The organism is Bacillus sp. H1a (genome assembly GCF_000633475.1).
GTDB lineage: Bacteria > Bacillota > Bacilli > Bacillales > Bacillaceae_G > Bacillus_A > Bacillus_A paramycoides.
Map to the genome: position 1 here is coordinate 41,398 of NZ_AYMH01000064.1, position 16,469 is coordinate 57,866.

The 16,469-nt window shown below is 32.4% G+C and carries 18 protein-coding genes and 1 pseudogene; 7 read left to right on the forward strand and 12 right to left on the reverse strand.

The genetic code is table 11. The features are described 5' to 3' along the window. Nucleotides 1–161: 161 nt before the first annotated feature. Nucleotides 162–851: an MOSC domain-containing protein gene (locus U860_RS0125105; RefSeq protein ID WP_025150678.1), complete on the reverse strand. Its 690-nt coding sequence runs from the start codon at nt 849–851 to the stop codon at nt 162–164. A 180-nt stretch (nt 852–1,031) separates the two neighbouring features. Between U860_RS0125105 and U860_RS0125110 the strand changes: the two genes are divergently transcribed. After that, entirely contained in the window at nt 1,032–1,934 is a 903-nt protein-coding gene (locus tag U860_RS0125110) for a LysR substrate-binding domain-containing protein (RefSeq protein ID WP_025150679.1), read from the forward strand. A gap of 188 nt (nt 1,935–2,122) precedes the next feature. Here the strand turns inward: U860_RS0125110 and U860_RS0125115 are convergent, their stop codons facing one another. Together U860_RS0125115 and U860_RS0125120 are read right to left on the reverse strand one after the other, a co-directional pair. Further along, a complete protein-coding gene (locus tag U860_RS0125115) occupies nt 2,123–2,386 on the reverse strand; it encodes a hypothetical protein (protein WP_025150680.1) in 264 nt (87 codons plus the stop codon). Between the two features lie 46 nt (nt 2,387–2,432). Then, entirely contained in the window at nt 2,433–3,557 is a 1,125-nt protein-coding gene (locus U860_RS0125120) for a C45 family peptidase (protein WP_025150681.1), read from the reverse strand. 354 nt (nt 3,558–3,911) lie between these two features. Between U860_RS0125120 and U860_RS0125125 the strand changes: the two genes are divergently transcribed. Then, nucleotides 3,912–4,343, forward strand: coding sequence for a hypothetical protein (locus U860_RS0125125; protein WP_025150682.1), 432 nt, complete (start codon nt 3,912–3,914; stop codon nt 4,341–4,343). 105 nt (nt 4,344–4,448) lie between these two features. Here the strand turns inward: U860_RS0125125 and U860_RS0125130 are convergent, their stop codons facing one another. After that, complete coding sequence (locus U860_RS0125130; protein ID WP_025150683.1) at nt 4,449–5,492, reverse strand: aspartate-semialdehyde dehydrogenase; 1,044 nt, start codon at nt 5,490–5,492, stop codon at nt 4,449–4,451. 105 nt (nt 5,493–5,597) lie between these two features. Here U860_RS0125130 and U860_RS0125135 point away from each other — a divergent pair, with 105 nt between their 5' ends. Beyond that, nucleotides 5,598–6,488, forward strand: a complete 891-nt coding sequence (locus U860_RS0125135) for a LysR family transcriptional regulator (RefSeq protein ID WP_115610351.1) — start codon at nt 5,598–5,600, stop codon at nt 6,486–6,488. Nucleotides 6,489–6,566: 78 nt separating this feature from the next. On the opposite strand, the pseudogene U860_RS0125140 reads toward U860_RS0125135, so the two are convergent. From U860_RS0125140 to U860_RS0125160, 5 genes and pseudogenes are all read right to left on the reverse strand, one after another. Continuing rightward, nucleotides 6,567–6,908 (reverse strand): annotated as a pseudogene (locus U860_RS0125140) (MFS transporter); the annotation flags it as partial. Between the two features lie 81 nt (nt 6,909–6,989). Beyond that, nucleotides 6,990–7,595 carry a PRK06770 family protein gene (locus U860_RS0125145; RefSeq protein ID WP_025150686.1) on the reverse strand — a complete coding sequence of 202 codons (606 nt, stop codon included), beginning with the start codon at nt 7,593–7,595 and terminating at the stop codon, nt 6,990–6,992. A gap of 103 nt (nt 7,596–7,698) precedes the next feature. Next, complete coding sequence (locus tag U860_RS0125150) at nt 7,699–8,472, reverse strand: Cof-type HAD-IIB family hydrolase (RefSeq protein WP_025150687.1); 774 nt, start codon at nt 8,470–8,472, stop codon at nt 7,699–7,701. A 301-nt stretch (nt 8,473–8,773) separates the two neighbouring features. Further along, complete coding sequence (locus U860_RS0125155) at nt 8,774–9,436, reverse strand: AAA family ATPase (protein ID WP_025150688.1); 663 nt, start codon at nt 9,434–9,436, stop codon at nt 8,774–8,776. Further along, nucleotides 9,436–10,332: a type II CAAX endopeptidase family protein gene (locus U860_RS0125160; protein ID WP_025150689.1), complete on the reverse strand. Its 897-nt coding sequence runs from the start codon at nt 10,330–10,332 to the stop codon at nt 9,436–9,438. The genes U860_RS0125155 and U860_RS0125160 overlap by 1 nt, the downstream gene beginning before the upstream one ends. Nucleotides 10,333–10,732: 400 nt before the next feature. On the opposite strand from U860_RS0125160, the gene cspD reads away from it, so the two are divergent. Together cspD and U860_RS0125170 are read left to right on the forward strand one after the other, a co-directional pair. Continuing rightward, nucleotides 10,733–10,936, forward strand: coding sequence for a cold-shock protein CspD (gene cspD / locus U860_RS0125165; protein WP_000176365.1), 204 nt, complete (start codon nt 10,733–10,735; stop codon nt 10,934–10,936). An 86-nt stretch (nt 10,937–11,022) separates the two neighbouring features. Then, nucleotides 11,023–11,208: a cold-shock protein gene (locus U860_RS0125170; RefSeq protein WP_000286200.1), complete on the forward strand. Its 186-nt coding sequence runs from the start codon at nt 11,023–11,025 to the stop codon at nt 11,206–11,208. 42 nt (nt 11,209–11,250) lie between these two features. Here the strand turns inward: U860_RS0125170 and U860_RS0125175 are convergent, their stop codons facing one another. Next, nucleotides 11,251–11,802: a GNAT family protein gene (locus U860_RS0125175; protein WP_002171934.1), complete on the reverse strand. Its 552-nt coding sequence runs from the start codon at nt 11,800–11,802 to the stop codon at nt 11,251–11,253. 226 nt (nt 11,803–12,028) lie between these two features. On the opposite strand from U860_RS0125175, the gene U860_RS0125180 reads away from it, so the two are divergent. Together U860_RS0125180 and U860_RS0125185 are read left to right on the forward strand one after the other, a co-directional pair. Further along, nucleotides 12,029–13,369: a hypothetical protein gene (locus U860_RS0125180; protein ID WP_025150690.1), complete on the forward strand. Its 1,341-nt coding sequence runs from the start codon at nt 12,029–12,031 to the stop codon at nt 13,367–13,369. Nucleotides 13,370–13,593: 224 nt separating this feature from the next. After that, complete coding sequence (locus U860_RS0125185) at nt 13,594–14,142, forward strand: hypothetical protein (RefSeq protein ID WP_025150691.1); 549 nt, start codon at nt 13,594–13,596, stop codon at nt 14,140–14,142. 52 nt (nt 14,143–14,194) lie between these two features. Here U860_RS0125185 and U860_RS0125190 read toward each other — a convergent pair whose 3' ends face one another. Next, nucleotides 14,195–15,598, reverse strand: coding sequence for a protoporphyrinogen oxidase (locus tag U860_RS0125190; protein WP_025150692.1), 1,404 nt, complete (start codon nt 15,596–15,598; stop codon nt 14,195–14,197). A gap of 60 nt (nt 15,599–15,658) precedes the next feature. Beyond that, nucleotides 15,659–16,387: an alpha/beta hydrolase gene (locus U860_RS0125195; protein WP_025150693.1), complete on the reverse strand. Its 729-nt coding sequence runs from the start codon at nt 16,385–16,387 to the stop codon at nt 15,659–15,661. Nucleotides 16,388–16,469: the final 82 nt, after the last annotated feature.

Here is a 16,469-nt window from a genome sequence, read left to right on the forward strand (position 1 = left end):
TAAAAAATAGTCGAATTTATTTTTTCTTTTGACTATTTAAAGGTAAGTCAATTAAATTAATATTAAGATTTTAAAATATTAATTGGTTTATTATATAAAAATAGTGCTTTCTAATTAACTTTTACTAATAGAAATGCACCATTTATAAAATTATTATTCATTTATTCTTTTGTTCCTTCAAGTCGTTCCTTCGTATTAATTTCTTCTCCCTTTATACGCTTTTCAAACGTTTTTCTCCAACTAGCTGAAAGTGCATTTACTTCTAAAATTCTTTTGAGTTCTTCAAAGTTTTGTTTTTCTTTATGCATTATGCGATTAGCAAACGAAACTGACACACCTTTTGGATCAGGATTCAACAACTTTAAAGTATCAATTGGCGATATCCATCCTTCTTTTAATACTCGAAAATAAAACCCTGTATAGCCTGTATCTTGAAAATATAATGGTAGCTTTGGAATGTTATATTTCTTCGCTAATTTAAAACATGGTTGTCTTGGCTGCGTTATTTGTACAGTCGCTTCTCCAAATTGAAACGTGTCTCCGATACAAACATCCTCTTCACGCATTCCTCTTGCTGTTATATTTTCACCGAAAGCCCCATATACAAGCTCTTGATTCAACTCTTTTTCCCAGTACGGATAGTGGTCACCAGAATAAACACAAACCGCTTTATCTACCCCTCCATGATGAACTAAATCCGCCTGTCCATCTCCATTAAACTTTAAAAAGGATAAAAAAACCGGTTCCTTTACTTGCTTTTTATTTATCCCTGTTTGAATTAACTTCCCATCATAAATAACCTCTTTTGGTAGTCCTATATTTAGAGATAATACTTCATACGCTTTAGTCATTTTAATTCCTCCTCTTACTATCGGCATAACTTTTCAAAAGATTGATTTATTATTTCACCCCCCTATCCATTTTTTATAATCAATTCATTTCTGATAAGGTGATTATAAATCCCTTAAAACCATTGTTCAATTCAATTATTTATATGATAATGATAGGTATATCCTATAATTAAACTTGAGGTGATTCCAATCGAATTACGGCAATTAGAATACTTTTTAGCTGTTTCAAAAGAATTACATTTCACAAAAGCAGCCGAGAAATTAAATATTTCACAACCTTCACTAAGTCAACAAATACGTGCATTAGAACATGAAGTGGGAATGCCACTTTTCGATCGAATTGGTAAAAAAATATCTTTAACTGAAGCAGGAAGAATTTTAATATCGCATAGTAAAACAATTTTTCATGAAGTCGAACAAGCCCGTTCTGCCATTCAAGATTTAAATGGATTACAGTATGGTTCCTTAACAATCGGCTCTTTATTAACCGTCGTAAATTATTTATTACCGCCAGCCATATTGAACTTCAATAATCTATATCCAAATATCAAGCTTTCTGTGCTAGGTCTTCGCACAGGAGAAATTCGTGAAAAATTATTACAAAATGAATTAGATATTGGCATTACATTTCTTCCGGTACAAGATAAAGAAATTGTATCGATCCCGCTTTATAAAAGTGAACTTACATTAGTCGTACCCACTGGTCATACTTTAACTGAACGTGATTGTGTATCAATTGCAGAATTACAAGACTATCCTTTAATTCTACTGCCCCAAAATTTCTATTTAACAGAACTAATTACATCCCATTGTCAAAACTTTAACTTTAAACCGAAACCAATTTTAGAAATTAGTACGATGGAAGCTTTAATTCAAATGGTTTCAAAAGGTATGGGAATTACAGTGTTACCAAAACCATATATAGACTTTTTGCAAAACGAACACATTCAGGCTATTAGAATTAAAAAACCCATTCCAACAATAGATATAGGACTTATTTTTAGAAAAGATAAATATATGTGCGCTGCAACCCGTGAATTTATTGAACAACTAAAAATAACAGTACATTCTCTACAAAAATAAACATAAAAAAAGATTATTCTATGAAGCCGATGCACAACGACTTAATAGAATAATCTTTTTTCATTACGAAATAAAGTGAAACTTTAATCAGTGGGGGATTTTGTTCATCCTCCACTGATTATTAGCCCACAACAATCGGGCTGGCCGTTAATACGGGATAAAACCGATACGTATAAACTCATACAATTTTAGTGTACCTTTTTAGAGGTTGGAATATATTTTGTAAAATATGCCCCCACTAGCAATAATACGATTGAAAATAGCCAAGTAAAAACACCTCCAAAATGAAGCCAATATGCACATAAATTTAAGATTGCAATTAAAAAGCAACAAATAGAAGTTAATGCACTTTTTAATCCTTTTATCCCCGCTTTTTTTCTTTTTTGATAGATTATATACATCGAAGCGACTAGAAAAAAGATAAGAATAATTGGTAACATAGCTTGTAGCAATGGCAACCCCTCCTGTCTATTTCCGCTCCCTTCATTTTACCCCTTTTTAATCTTTAGGAATCCATTCATTTTTGTCTTCTCTCCAAAAATCAGTATATTTACTATTTTTAAAGTTCACACTCACCTCGGAAAACGGAAGGCTTTCTCCAACTTTCAATGAGTACCACTCGTTGAAAAGTGGCGATCCGAAGCAAATATTCATTGAACGGTCATGTAAATCAAACAAAACAGAATGCAACGTCCCAAACCATTCTTCATAGTTATGCACTGTCAATCCTATAGGATATTCACACTCTACCAATCCTTTTAAAGATTCCATACTCACATGTTCATTTCGGTTTAAATGCTCATGTAAAATGTGATATCTCTTCGTAGATTGTTCTAGCTTTCTATTATTTAGCTTTTTAATGGATAAACTAACCGCATGATTCGTAGATACAATAAAAGCATGATTATTATCTTCAATTGTTGTTATTGATTTATGCCCGTCAAACATTTCAATATGTGCTGCTTCTAAAGGATCAGTCACAATTATATTAATATTACTTGCAATTGGCATTTCTTCTACTAGTGACTTAGCCTCCTGCACATTTTTACATTTCTCCAATAATACTCGAATTACCGCAAAACATTGCAAACCACTTACCATCGGTTTTCTTAATCCCTCGATATTCCCTACAGGTTGACCACATGCCGAAAATGTAACAGATAACCCATGCTCGTTAGCTCCTTCTGTTCGTCCAAAATATTGAGTAGAAAAACCACTATGTACATACGCACCTTCAACATGCGTCGAGCAAAAACGCATATCATCTATTTTTGGTGATAAATCATAATTTCTTAATACATACGTATGCTCTGAATCCGTCTTTTGTGGCAATACTGCACAATGACTACAACCTGCCTTTAATAGTGTTTGATAATAATACATCATATTTCTAGAAGGAATTTTCAATACTTCGCAAAACCCCTCAATTTCTTCATTAATTCCTGGACAATATTGATTTAGTACATTTCTAGACTCTGTCCAATGGTTATCTGATATTAAATTTTCTTGCTGCATAAATTGTGGAATGAGATACGGATGATTTTTCACAAACTCCCCTTGCTGTTTTCCAATTTCATAATGACTTCCTTTTAGCGATGAAAAGTACCCATTTACTTGATACACCATAATCTCCCCTTTACATTGTACATATCCTACCAAAATACTTTTATTTATTCTTGATGTTTTTTGCTATTTCCCCCATTACAACCACGGTTTTCCTTTTCATAAGACATTATTTGCTGTCTAAATAAAACCTTGTTAAAATCATCGTAAGAATAGGATTTTAGTACAGCCTTTCAAGACTAGATCAAATTATTTCAAATGGATAAAACTCTACAGTGAAACTTCTTATTGGCAATCCACTATTTATTGAAACGAGCAAACTTGTATTTATAGAATTACAAAAATCCGCATTTTACAATTAAAGAATAAGTTGTTTTAATCATCCATTTATCAGGGGAAGAGGAGAATATATTAATGAGTAATAGCAAACCAATTGACGAATTAACTATTGAAGACTTAAAACAAAACCCAATATGGGAATGGGCACTAGATGAAGAGGAAAACGAAGAGTGCGATGAGACATGGGTAAAACCAGCAGAAACAATAAATTTTACAGAAGAGTTAAACGGTTCAATAGTATCGGGAAAATTAATACTAAATAATGGCGAGAAATTCCCTATGATGTGCAGTATTGATATTGAAAATAACGAGATTTTAATTAGTTCCGTTGTTTTTTATAACGAACAAGAAGATGAGTATATTGCTATAGAAGATGTAGTGAAAAAGGTCGAAATGCCTTTAACAATTAATATTAACCTTACAATTAATGGAGAACCTAAAGCTTTAAAATTCTCTGCAGATAAAGTTGATATTTATAAAAATACAATAAAAACTAACTTCAATTAATATTTAATTGAAGTTAGTAAAATACTCATTAAGTAATAACTAGGAAAGCATACCAATTAACACTTTCCTAGTTATTACCGTTTTTAATTTTCAAATAACCCTACACTAAATAATCCCTTTTTCCACCAATGTCTCTGCGATTTGAACTGAGTTCCAAGCTGCACCTTTTAATAAATTATCTGAGACTATCCAAAGATGGAATGCTTTTGGCGTATCAGGATCTTTGCGGATTCTTCCTACAAATGTATCTCTTTTCCCCTCTGCATATAATGGCATTGGATAAATTTGTTCATTAGGATTATCTTGTAAAATAACACCTGGTGCATTCAGTAATACTTCTTTAATTTCTGCAACGGTCGCTTCTTTTTCAAGTTCAATATAAACCGATTCTGAATGTCCCGATACAACTGGAACTCGGACGCAAGTGGCTGCCATTTTTAAATTTGGATCTTCTAAAATTTTCTTCGTTTCTTGAATCATCTTTACTTCTTCGAATGTGAAATCATTTTCTGTAAATATATCTACTTGAGGCAATACATTAAACGCAATTGGATAATGTTTTTTATCTTGTTTCGCAGGCAATATAGTACTCTTCACCTCATCACCTGCGAGCATCGACTTAGCCTGTTCTTTTAATTCATGAATCGCATGAATTCCTGAACCTGATACAGCTTGATATGTGGAAACGATTATCCGTCCTAAACCGAATGATTTTCGAATCGGCTGAAGGGCCGTTACCATCTGTAGCGCTGAGCAATTCGGAACTGCAATGATACCTTTATGCTCCTTTAAAGTGTGTGCATTTACTTCTGGAACAACGAGTGGTACATCATGTGCCATTCGGTATTCACTTGTGTTGTCAATTACAATAGCACCGCTAGAAACTGCGTGATTTACATATTGTCTGGAAACTTCTCCTCCAGCGCTAAAAAATGCAATATCTATCCCTTCGAAACTAGTTGTTTTTGCCTCTTGTATAATAATCTCTTTCCCTTTAAATTGTACCGTTTTACCAGCAGAGCGTTTTGACGAAAGCAATGTAACTTCTATTATATTAAACTTTATTTCACTTTCTAACAGTTCAGTAATTTTTTGACCTACTGCACCTGTAGCCCCAACTATAGCTACATGATAGCCCTTTTCACCCATGTTTTCTCCTCCAATATCACTTGAATGAATTTTTTCACAATTTAATTTTAAAAGAAATTTAATCATTTGAAAAATTGAAATACATGATATAATCATTCACAAATCATGATAATAAAAGAGGTATCACTTATGGAGATAAGGCATGTTAAAACATTTTGTGCCATTGTTAAATATGGTGGTTTTTCCAAAGCTGCTCATGCATTAGGTTATGCGCAATCTACTGTTACAGCGCACATTAAAGCATTAGAAAATGATTTACACATTCCTCTTTTCGATCGATTAGGGAAAAAAGTACTTCTTACAAAAGCAGGTCATCAATTTCATCCATACGCACTAGAATTACTTGCTATTTATGAAAAAGCGCAAGAAATCCCTCAAAGTAATGATTATTTGGAAGGGACATTAACTATTACTTCTAACGAATCATTAGCAGTATATCGTTTACCACCATTATTACGTACTTACAAACAGGAACATCCGAAAGTAAATATCGTTCTTGAGACAAATACAAATGAACAAGCAATGAAAAAACTACATGAAGGAGAAACCGATATTATCTTCTTAATTGGAGAAACTATAGAACATAATGATTTTATTACACATACTTTTTGTAATGAAGCATTTGGATGGATTTTACCTGCTCATTCCCCTGCCGACACTGATCCATTCCGTTTATTACAGGAAACTCAGTTTATATTTACAGAACAAAGTTGCGGCTATAGACCGATGGTAGATCGTTATTTACGTCAAAGCGGGAATATTCCTGATAAAACATTTGAGACTTCCAATGTTGAAGTGATTAAACAATCCGTTATGTGCGAGTTAGGAATCTCTATTCTCCCTTACATCGTTGTACAAGAAAATTGTCAGAAAGAGCAACTATATTTTCACCCTATCGAAACTCCAGCAGTCATTCAAAGTCATGTGATCTATCATAAAACTAGATGGATATCACCCATTTTACAATCGTTTCTTACACTATTAAAAAAGATATAAGTGCAATAGAAACAGTATTAAAGAAAAAATGAGTTGATACCCTTTGAAGAATATTAACTCATTTTTCTAATAGATAACTTAGATACTCATCTTCTTTTTATTAGATGTTTCCTTTTCTTTAACTAGAACATATACGATTGGAAGAACAAGTAAACTAGCAATTGCACACATTATTCCTAAAGAAGAAAACGGTAATCCATTACTTACAGCAAGTGAAGCTACTCCCGAAGCAATAGTCATACCAATATACATGGCAGAACTATTTAACGCCATAACAGTCCCTTGCACGGCTGGTTTTAATTCTGAAACTAAAGCCGTTAATGAAGCTTGACCAAATCCAATAAATAAACTCCAAATTATATGTATAGCAATTGCAATTCCTAACTTTTCTATAGAAAGTGAGAATATCATCACGCTAATATATCCCCATTTATTTCTAATGTCAATAAAAAACACCTTTGCGCTTTTAACAACAAAGATGTTTCAAAATCGATATGTATCTTATTTATTAGATTGTCCCCCACCTGCAATTAATTTACTACCTGAATATGTACCTTTTTGCATAAATACTTGATTAATTAATTCTTTTTGTTCCGCTTGTGACATAATTCCTTTTCCTTCTCCTAAATTCCCGCTTTGCAATTTCCAAATCTTGTTATGATCAGCATCGACCTTTTCATATTTTCCTTGTTTCCATCGTTCTAAAATCTCTATATATGCACTTCTTTGTACAAGATCATTGCTATTTACAATATCAAGTAAACTTTCAATACGTTCTTGTGTGATAAAAATATATCCCCACTTTTGATCTGCTTTCGTTTTTTGATGTGTCATTTCATGTAATGCAGTCTGTATGTTCTCATCAGTCCATTTAAAATTTTTATTAAAACCACTATTCGGTAACGAATAATTCCCATTTTCTAAAAGCTTTGCATCTTCCGCTTTCACATTACTATCAGCTAACACTTCTACTGCCGGAGCTGCCGGCGATGTCTTTTTTGCTGTCGGTTTACTATGATTCATATAATACAGCATACCATACGTTAAACCTACTCCAACTACCGCCATCCCAGCTATAATCCCTAATATTTTAAATAGTGTTTTCATCCCGCTTGTTTCCTCCCAAATATCCCTATTCATAGTTTATATCTATCAAAAACAGGTGTAGCATCTCTTTTTTTTACAATTTACTGCCATTCATTTCCTCACACTAATTAACATAAATAAAATTATTACTTTCCAAAAATGTAGCAACGCCATCCTCATCGTTACTTTTTGCAATAAATTTAGCGACTGATTTTAATTCCTCAACAGCATTGTTCATCGCTACACCAATACCGCACTTCTCTATCATTTCCATATCATTATAGTCATCTCCAAATGCAATTACGTCAGATGCCTCGTAATTAAGGTGCTGAAGAACATGTTGAATACTATTCCATTTTGAAACTTCCGCATGCATAATTTGACACAATGTTCCGTTATCTGTAATGACTGCATTACATTCGGCAGGAAGTTCTTTAATTAAATTCTTATTTATTGAACCCTTCGTACAAAGAATCACTTTAAAAGCTTCTTTGAAGTCTAGCTCTCTTACATCTATAACTTCATTCGGCACATTGCCAAAGTAATCAGTAACATCAAAATTTGAGTACAGCTTATCATTTATTTCAATGCAAATATTATTTAAGTTATACTTTTTTGCTTTTTCTATAATTTCTAAAATGACATTTTTAGAAATCTCCTTTTTATACAAAGTATCATTACCTTTAAGTACAAGAGCCCCGTTATAACAAATGATAATATCATTCTTTAGCGCACTTGGAATATACTGGTTAATGGCTCTTGGAGGTCTTGCCGTGGCAAAAATCAGTTCACTCCCTTTATTTTTACATTCCCTCAAAATATTAATAGATTTCTCTGAAATGGTTTTATCACTTCTTAATAGAGTCCCATCTAGATCCGAAATAATAACTTTCTTCATGCTTAAATTTAGTCTCCTTTCACCAGTAATAATTAGTTACTTTAATAGAATTATTTCAATAAACCTTTTAATACTTTGATACACCTATTCCTCCTAAACTACATAGGAAAGCTTTTATAGATTTCCTTATATTGTATTTCTTTTGTAAGTAAATTAAAAGATTATTCTGTCGAATAACCAAATTTTATTTCTTACAATTATACTTACTTTAACTTTATGCCAGGTTAATACATAAAGTAGATGTATACATATTGCATTTAAATAAAAAACAACGGGTGCCTTATAGGGCACCCGCCGCTTTTTAATATGCACGATTCTCTTTTAACCACTTCGTAATAGCAGCTAGCCTCGAAACATCAAAACGTCTTTCTTCATTCACTTTCAAGTCCTTTAACCTTTTCACAATTTCCAATTCATTATTTCTTACGCTTTTCGCTTCGATTAACTTGCAGTATCCTTCTGTAACGTTATTTAAATTTTCATAATAACACTGAAATGATTTTGATATATGTAAATGTTTTTCAAAGTTCCTTCTTCTTTTCGTCTCATCAGATTCTTTCCGTTTTCTAAGTTCTTCATCATTCGTGTATAAATAAAAATATTGATCTGGAAAACCAATTTCCCTATTTATCATCTTTTCTTTATAAAAGTTTTCTATTAAAGATAACGGTTGATTAAATACATCAAAATGGAAACACCAATTATAGCTAAGCGGCTGATATATATCCCCATCAAGTATTACTAACTCATATTGCTGCGACTTCTGCATTGCTATATTCCAGCGCTCTACTTGTTTTTCAAAATACCATGTTCTATGTTCATTTTTTGGTCTTTCAAATAAAAAATTAACCTCAGGTATAATATAAGCACCATAATTTTTTTCTAATTCACGACACGTTGTACTCTTACCAACAGCACTCGCTCCTTCAAACGCTAAAATCCCCATAGTTTCTCCCACTTTCATTAACTAAAATCTCGTTGTTTCGCTTTTCTACCCCATAACTGTCTCCATAAAACAATTGAAGCGATAGAGAGCATAATTGTTGTAATAATACTACCTTCAATTCCGAATGAGCCTCCATGCAATATTTCTGGTCCATTTGTTATAGACTTAAAAATTGGAGTGGAATATACAGTTGTACCACTAACCGCAAAACCATATACATTATATTGAGCCCAGTTCCAAATTGAGTGCCATGCACATATTCCCCACAGGCCATCTTCTTTCAATACGTATAAAGCTGCGAAAACACCAACTAATATTATATTCGATATAGATAATATTGTAATTCCTGGATTGAGTAGATGAAGAAAACCAAATAAAAAAGAAGTAACAATTATTCCAACCCATATACGACTTCTAACAGAAAGAACCGGGAATAACCAACCTCGTACAATAATTTCTTCCGTTGCCCCTTGTATTAAAAATGCAACTAAAGATCCTACTATTCCTACTATCACTGTTGAGGTAATATGTTGTACTTGTAATTTTACACTTCCCATTAATAGTAGTAGAATAACTGGTATTGAAATAAATACAAACCCTATTAACGCACCTTTCAAATACTTTCTCATCCATTGCTCTTTCCAAAAACCAATGGACGAAAAAGGTCTTTTTTCTACAAAACGAACCCATATAAATAAAATGAATATAGCTCCTCCAAATGTTAACAGCATTCTAACATTATCATAAATCCCTTTCATGAATGTCGTTTCAGCTTTCGGTAAAAATAGCATAAACAACATAAAAAGTTCGCCTAAAGTCAAAAATATAATAGCTAATATTACAGCAAAAATTGGGTGTACTTTTCTCCTCCCTATTTTTGCTGCCTCAATTATATTAAATGAATCATTTTTCAACTCTCTCTCCTCCTTTTATAATATTTAATTACTATCAATGAATAAACCATATTTTACCACAAAGAATACATTATTAATATTTACTCTACATTTTTTCTTACATCAATTTTTAGCATAAATCCAAATTAGGAATAATATATAAATAAAAGAGATGTCTTTGTGCCTTTTGCTATAAATCACCCTATTTTTTCTTTATTTTTCCAACACTTGCTATTTCACACCATTTGTTGTAAGATAGTAATTAAGGTCAATTTAACACTATACTTTCTTTGCATATTATCAAGTATCAATCAGGAACATTTTGTACTCCTTATGGGTTTTTGATAATATGTGAACTTTTATTTTCATTCAAATAAGGCCGATCATATTGTAATCTTTTTAAATTTTAGGAGGCATTACCATGACATTAACAGGTAAAGTAAAATGGTTTAACAGCGAAAAAGGTTTCGGTTTCATCGAAGTTGCAGACGGTAACGACGTATTCGTTCACTTCTCAGCTATCACTGGCGACGGCTTCAAGTCTCTTGACGAAGGTCAAGAAGTTAGCTTTGAAGTTGAAGACGGTAACCGTGGACCTCAAGCTAAAAACGTTGTAAAGCTATAATTTAAACAATAAAAAGGTTGTTACCAGCTCGGTTAACAACCTTTTTAATATATAACTAAAATTTTTTACATAAAAGGAGTGGTTACATGTATCGCAATCGAAAGAACGATGTAGCAGAAGTACCACCAGAACAAACCCCTGTTTGGGAATGTGAATCAGAGGATTGTTTAGGATGGATGAGAAAGAACTTTTCATTTGAAGAAGAGCCTAAATGCCCTTTATGTAAAAGTAACATGAAAAGCGGAGAACGTTTATTACCTAAGTTAGGTTAATTTTTACAAGCCCATCTTATTTTAAATAAGATGGGCTTTTTATTAATAATGAATATCCTCAACATCTGTTCTTACAATAGAATACATTAATGCATCATGTTGTTGATTACCTTGATGAATGTACCCACGTAACAAGCCTTCTTTTTGGAAGCCTATTTTAGATAACATATTGCAAGAAGTAATATTCTCAGGATATGTAATAGCTCCAATTCTAAATAAACCTAACTCTTGAAATCCATAAGTAATGATTTCCCTAGCTGCCTCTGAAGCATAGCCGTTTCCCCAATAACGAGGATGTAGGTCATATCCAATCTCAGATCGTTTACTCCAAAGTTGTAAATTATTTAATCCAATTGTCCCTACTAAAGTATTTGTTTCTTTTAATACGATTCCCCAACGTATTGCCTTTTTCTCATAGTAATTTTTCGAAAAAGATTCAATCATACGTGAAGCTTGTCCGAACTCAGTAAAAGAATTCATACCATAATAACACGTTACTTCATCTAATGAAAATATTTCATATATTTTTTGACAATACGATTGTTCTATTTCAACTAAGCGCAAGCGTTCTGTTTCTAACACAGGAAATGCCATAGGATCACTCCTTTCTCTCTACTAATTTATTATAGCAGAAAAAATATTTATAATTAGGAAAGTCCTCAATGTCCCACTAATCAAACATTTCTAATGACACTCAACCTTTTTATTCTATATAAACTAAGAATATACCTTCTTGCTTTTTGATTACCATTTTCGCCTTATGCTATAATTACTATAAATTGAATTTCAAATCATTAACAACTGCAAAGAGGTTATTTTTATGACAAAATATAATTATTTTACATACGCTCTCATGAACACAATTATCTTTTTACCTTATTTCCTTTTTATCATTATCGGAAATTCATACAACACACTATTAAATGGTTGGTTCCCTCTCATTATCTTCTACACTTTTAAATATACAGGCGCTTTTCTTATTCATTCTTTTAAAACAAAAATAAACGCACGTGAACAATTATTACACTTTCTTGCGCTTGCGATAATCGGAACTTTATGCGGGTCTTTAGCTACTTTTTCAACAATTTGGATTGAACTCTCTGCCCTTTTTATGGGAATCGCATCAAGTATTTTATTACCACTTTATACAACAACTCAATATCATGAAAAATTTTTATTTGGTAGTAAAATGAAAATGAATCAATATCTTTTTGCACTTTTAACAGTTATATTGATTGTTCCACTTATTTTATTTACTGCTAACTCTAACCATCCAAGTTTAGCTTTTATATTTTACGGAATCGCTCTTTGTATTTGTTACTTATCCTTAAGAAAAATGCCAACATACGAAGTCACAGTAGAGAACTCATTCCATTTTTCAGTGCCTTCATTTTTATTATTCATTCTCTTTACTACGCTACTTTTCCTTATGAAAGCAACTCGTGAAATAAATTTACAACTGCTACTTGTACTATTAATCGTCACCATCCTTGTTGCAATAGCACTACTAACTGTATACATCACTAAAGTAAAATTTCAGTTTCAATTACCTAAGTTTATTTATTACTTTGGATTTACACAAGGAATGATCGTTAATTTTTTCTTATTGTACGGCACATTCTTTGCACTGTCACAGGAAAGCAGCACTTTCATGATTTATGGCGTTTATTTACCATATGGAATCGGGATTATTTTATCCTTATTTTTAGGATCCAAACTATTCCATCACTTTAACTCTTATCACCCGATAACAGTAACAAATGTGGGCGCATTATTAGGTATACTATGTACAATGCTATCATGGACATTACCAATCGGTGGTTTGCTAGTCGGGTTCTTCTCATCTTTACAAGCAAGACAATTAAATCGTTTCGCATACGCCGCTACTAGTTCCCTTAAAGATTCTAGCTTATTACTTCGTAATCGCTGGTCTAAACTAGGAAGTATGATAAATCAAATTTTATTAATTACGTTTATATTAGTACTTAGTTACATATATCGTATACCATTAAATGACGTATTCGTAGTCCTTACTGGGAAAGGAATCCATAACGAAATTCCGTTGTTCCTTGTTTTAATAACAGTCAATATTGTCATTTGTTTTATTATTGGTAGCTTATTAATATTTGGCTCTTGGAAATTAGAAAAAACAAAGAGATGATTTTCTCTTTGTTTTTTCTTTATACGCAACTAACACCCAATAACAACGTGCTGTTTGTCTCCATTCTCACTTGAAAATCCGGTAAGTCTGAGAAGTGTATCTAACTCATTAACGAAGAGATAGACACAGGTGTATTTTTCCCCTGTAAAAACAACCTCCTAACATATACTTTTATGTTATAATTTAGGAGGTTGTAACTCTTCTTACGGAGGTGTATAAACTTTATGTATATTTTCATTGGCTTAGCACTTCTATTTATTTTACTCATTTTTTTATTCGCAAAAAAATTCACACCAAACTCATTCATGATGACAAGTTTTAAAGGAAATAGCTTTAAGACATTTTCAATTGGTATTTTAATCGCTGCCGCACTTTCTCTTTCATACGGGATTTATCACGCAGTAACGTATCAACCTAGTCATTTAGATATACAATTCCAAAATCAAAATCACACTGTTTTCGGTAATGTTGGCGAATTCGGTTATTTCTCAGAAGAATTACTGAAAAAAGATGTGAAAACTAAAGTGTATTTTGTTTCTTGGGAACCAATACATTTAGAACACCCGCAAATAAAAATCGACTACCCTTCCGGTAAAAAAGAAACTTGGGCACCTACTATATCGCCCATATCTACAAGTACGTTAAAAGAAAAACATAAAATTGAAGAAATTTATCAACTACCACCATACACCTTTAAAGAATCTGGAAAAGTAACATTAACAATTCAGCAAGATAACAAAACAAATAAAGAAATAATACTTACTGTAAAATAAAAACATCCCTCTTCTTTTGCTGGAGGGATGTTTTTGTTTATGTATTTTAAAACTACTCATTATGCGTTTCACTTAATGTAGCAATTATTTCATTGGCCGTATTCTTTCCGTTTCCAATACAAGCACCAATTCCGACACCGTAATATGAAGCGCCAGCTAAATATATTTTAGGATAAAGAGCTGTCAATTTTTCTTGTAATCCTTGAACAGCTTGATTATGTTCTAAATGATATTTCGGCATTAAATCTTTCCAATTTGTAACTTCAATTACTTCCGGTTCGCCTTTAATTCCGAGGCTCTTTTCAATATCATATAAAGCAACTCGTACTAATTCTTCTTCACTATAATTTTTAATCGTTTCATATACTAGATTTGTGCTCTTATAAAACATTCTTACTAACAGCTTTTGTTTACTCGACGTATGTTTCCACTTCCGACTCGTCCATGTACAAGCATCACAATGTAAATCACTGTTTTCTGTTACGATAAACCCTGTGCCGTCTGCTGGTAATTGTTCATCTAGTATATCAAAACCTAAGTAAATACTAATAAGCGATGAATTTTTAAATTTATTAAAATGCTCGTTTAACTCATTAGACTGTAATAAAGTTTGTGCAATATCATGCGGAGTTGCTAAAACAACATAATCTGCTTGAATTGTCTCATGATTTGCCAAAGAAATCTCATATTGATCTCCTTGTTTACTTACAGTCGTCGTTACAACGCCTTTTTTAACGACCGTCTCAGTCAACACTTCTTCTAAGCGATTAATAATCGTAGATAGTCCACTTTTAAATGATACAAACTTCTTATTTCCTGCTGACTGAAACTGTTTTTTATTCTCTTCAAAACCTTTAATAATACTTCCGTATTTATTCTTATAGTCCAGTAAATAAGGCAATGTAGATGCCATTGTAAGCTCATTCAATTTACCAGAATATACACCTGAAAGCACAGGAGCGATTTGTTTTTCAACTAACTCTTCCCCTAAGAAACTTTCTAAAAATACAGCAAGTGATGTATCCTTCGTAAACTCTTTATTTTTCGTTATAAAATCTTTTAAAGCAACAATTTTCCCTTTCGTTGAGACTAGCGTACTGCTAAATAATGATTCAACACTCATAGGGATCCCAAATATAGTGTCAGACGGAATGGGATGTAATATGTTATTAGAATATATGTAGGAAATACCTGTTTCGTTATATACCATTTCATCTTCTAGATTCAATTCTTTTACAAGCGGCATAACATATTCATTACGAGCAACGATAGAATCTGCCCCTGATTCCATAATAAAATCATTTTCTTCCACACTGTGGATCTTACCACCTAAATACTCTTCTTTCTCAATAAGGATTAAATTCAAATCTATATTATAATCCTTCTTTAATTTTTCTAAATAAAACATAGTAGAAAGTCCAGTAATACCTCCACCGATGACAACGACTGTTTTCATATTTGCTGCGCTCCTAACCGATACAATTAATAAATCCTATATTATTATACCCAAAAATCATCATACTCGACTAGCAGCTTGCGCATTCTGTAAGAAATTAGACAATATATTCGAATACATTTCTGGTTGATTGCTATGTACTAGATGACCTGCAAACGGAATAACCGCAATATGTATATTATTATTTAATTGTTTAAACGTCATAGCAGCCATAACTTCATCTTCTGAATCTCCACCGACAACACACAGTGTAGGTACTTGAAGATTAGTTACATCACCCGTTTCGTGAAATGGGTACCAATCCTTAACTTGCCACGATTCAAGCAATGCTTTCCAATCGCTTTTCACATGAATTTGATTCATATAAGTTACAACTTCTATATTTTCCATCAGCTGTTGATGGCACTTTGCTTCATACTCCTGAGACTCTTCCCAATTATCTCGCATAACTGGAAAGATACCTGAAAAAGTTAATGTCCTCACTTTATCTGGATATTTTTTTGCAAATAGTAAAGCCGCTAATCCTCCTAGTGAAACACCCGCTATATGACAACTATTAATTTGCAAATGTTCTAGCGTATCATTCAAATCATCAGCAGAGCAAAGAAAATAGTTATCTAATTTACCTCCTGATTCTCCATGCCCTCTCAAATCAGGACGGATTACTTTATACTGTTTTTCTGTAAAAAATTCTGCCTGTTCTTCAAACTCTACTAAGCCTGTCATTCCACCTGAATGTAAAAGCACAATTGGTTCACCTTCGCCTGAAATATGCGTATGTAAAATCATTTATCTCCCTCCGTTTAGATGGAATATTCTGTTTATTGATAGTATATCGAACATATTTCTAAATTACCATATAAAAAAGAAC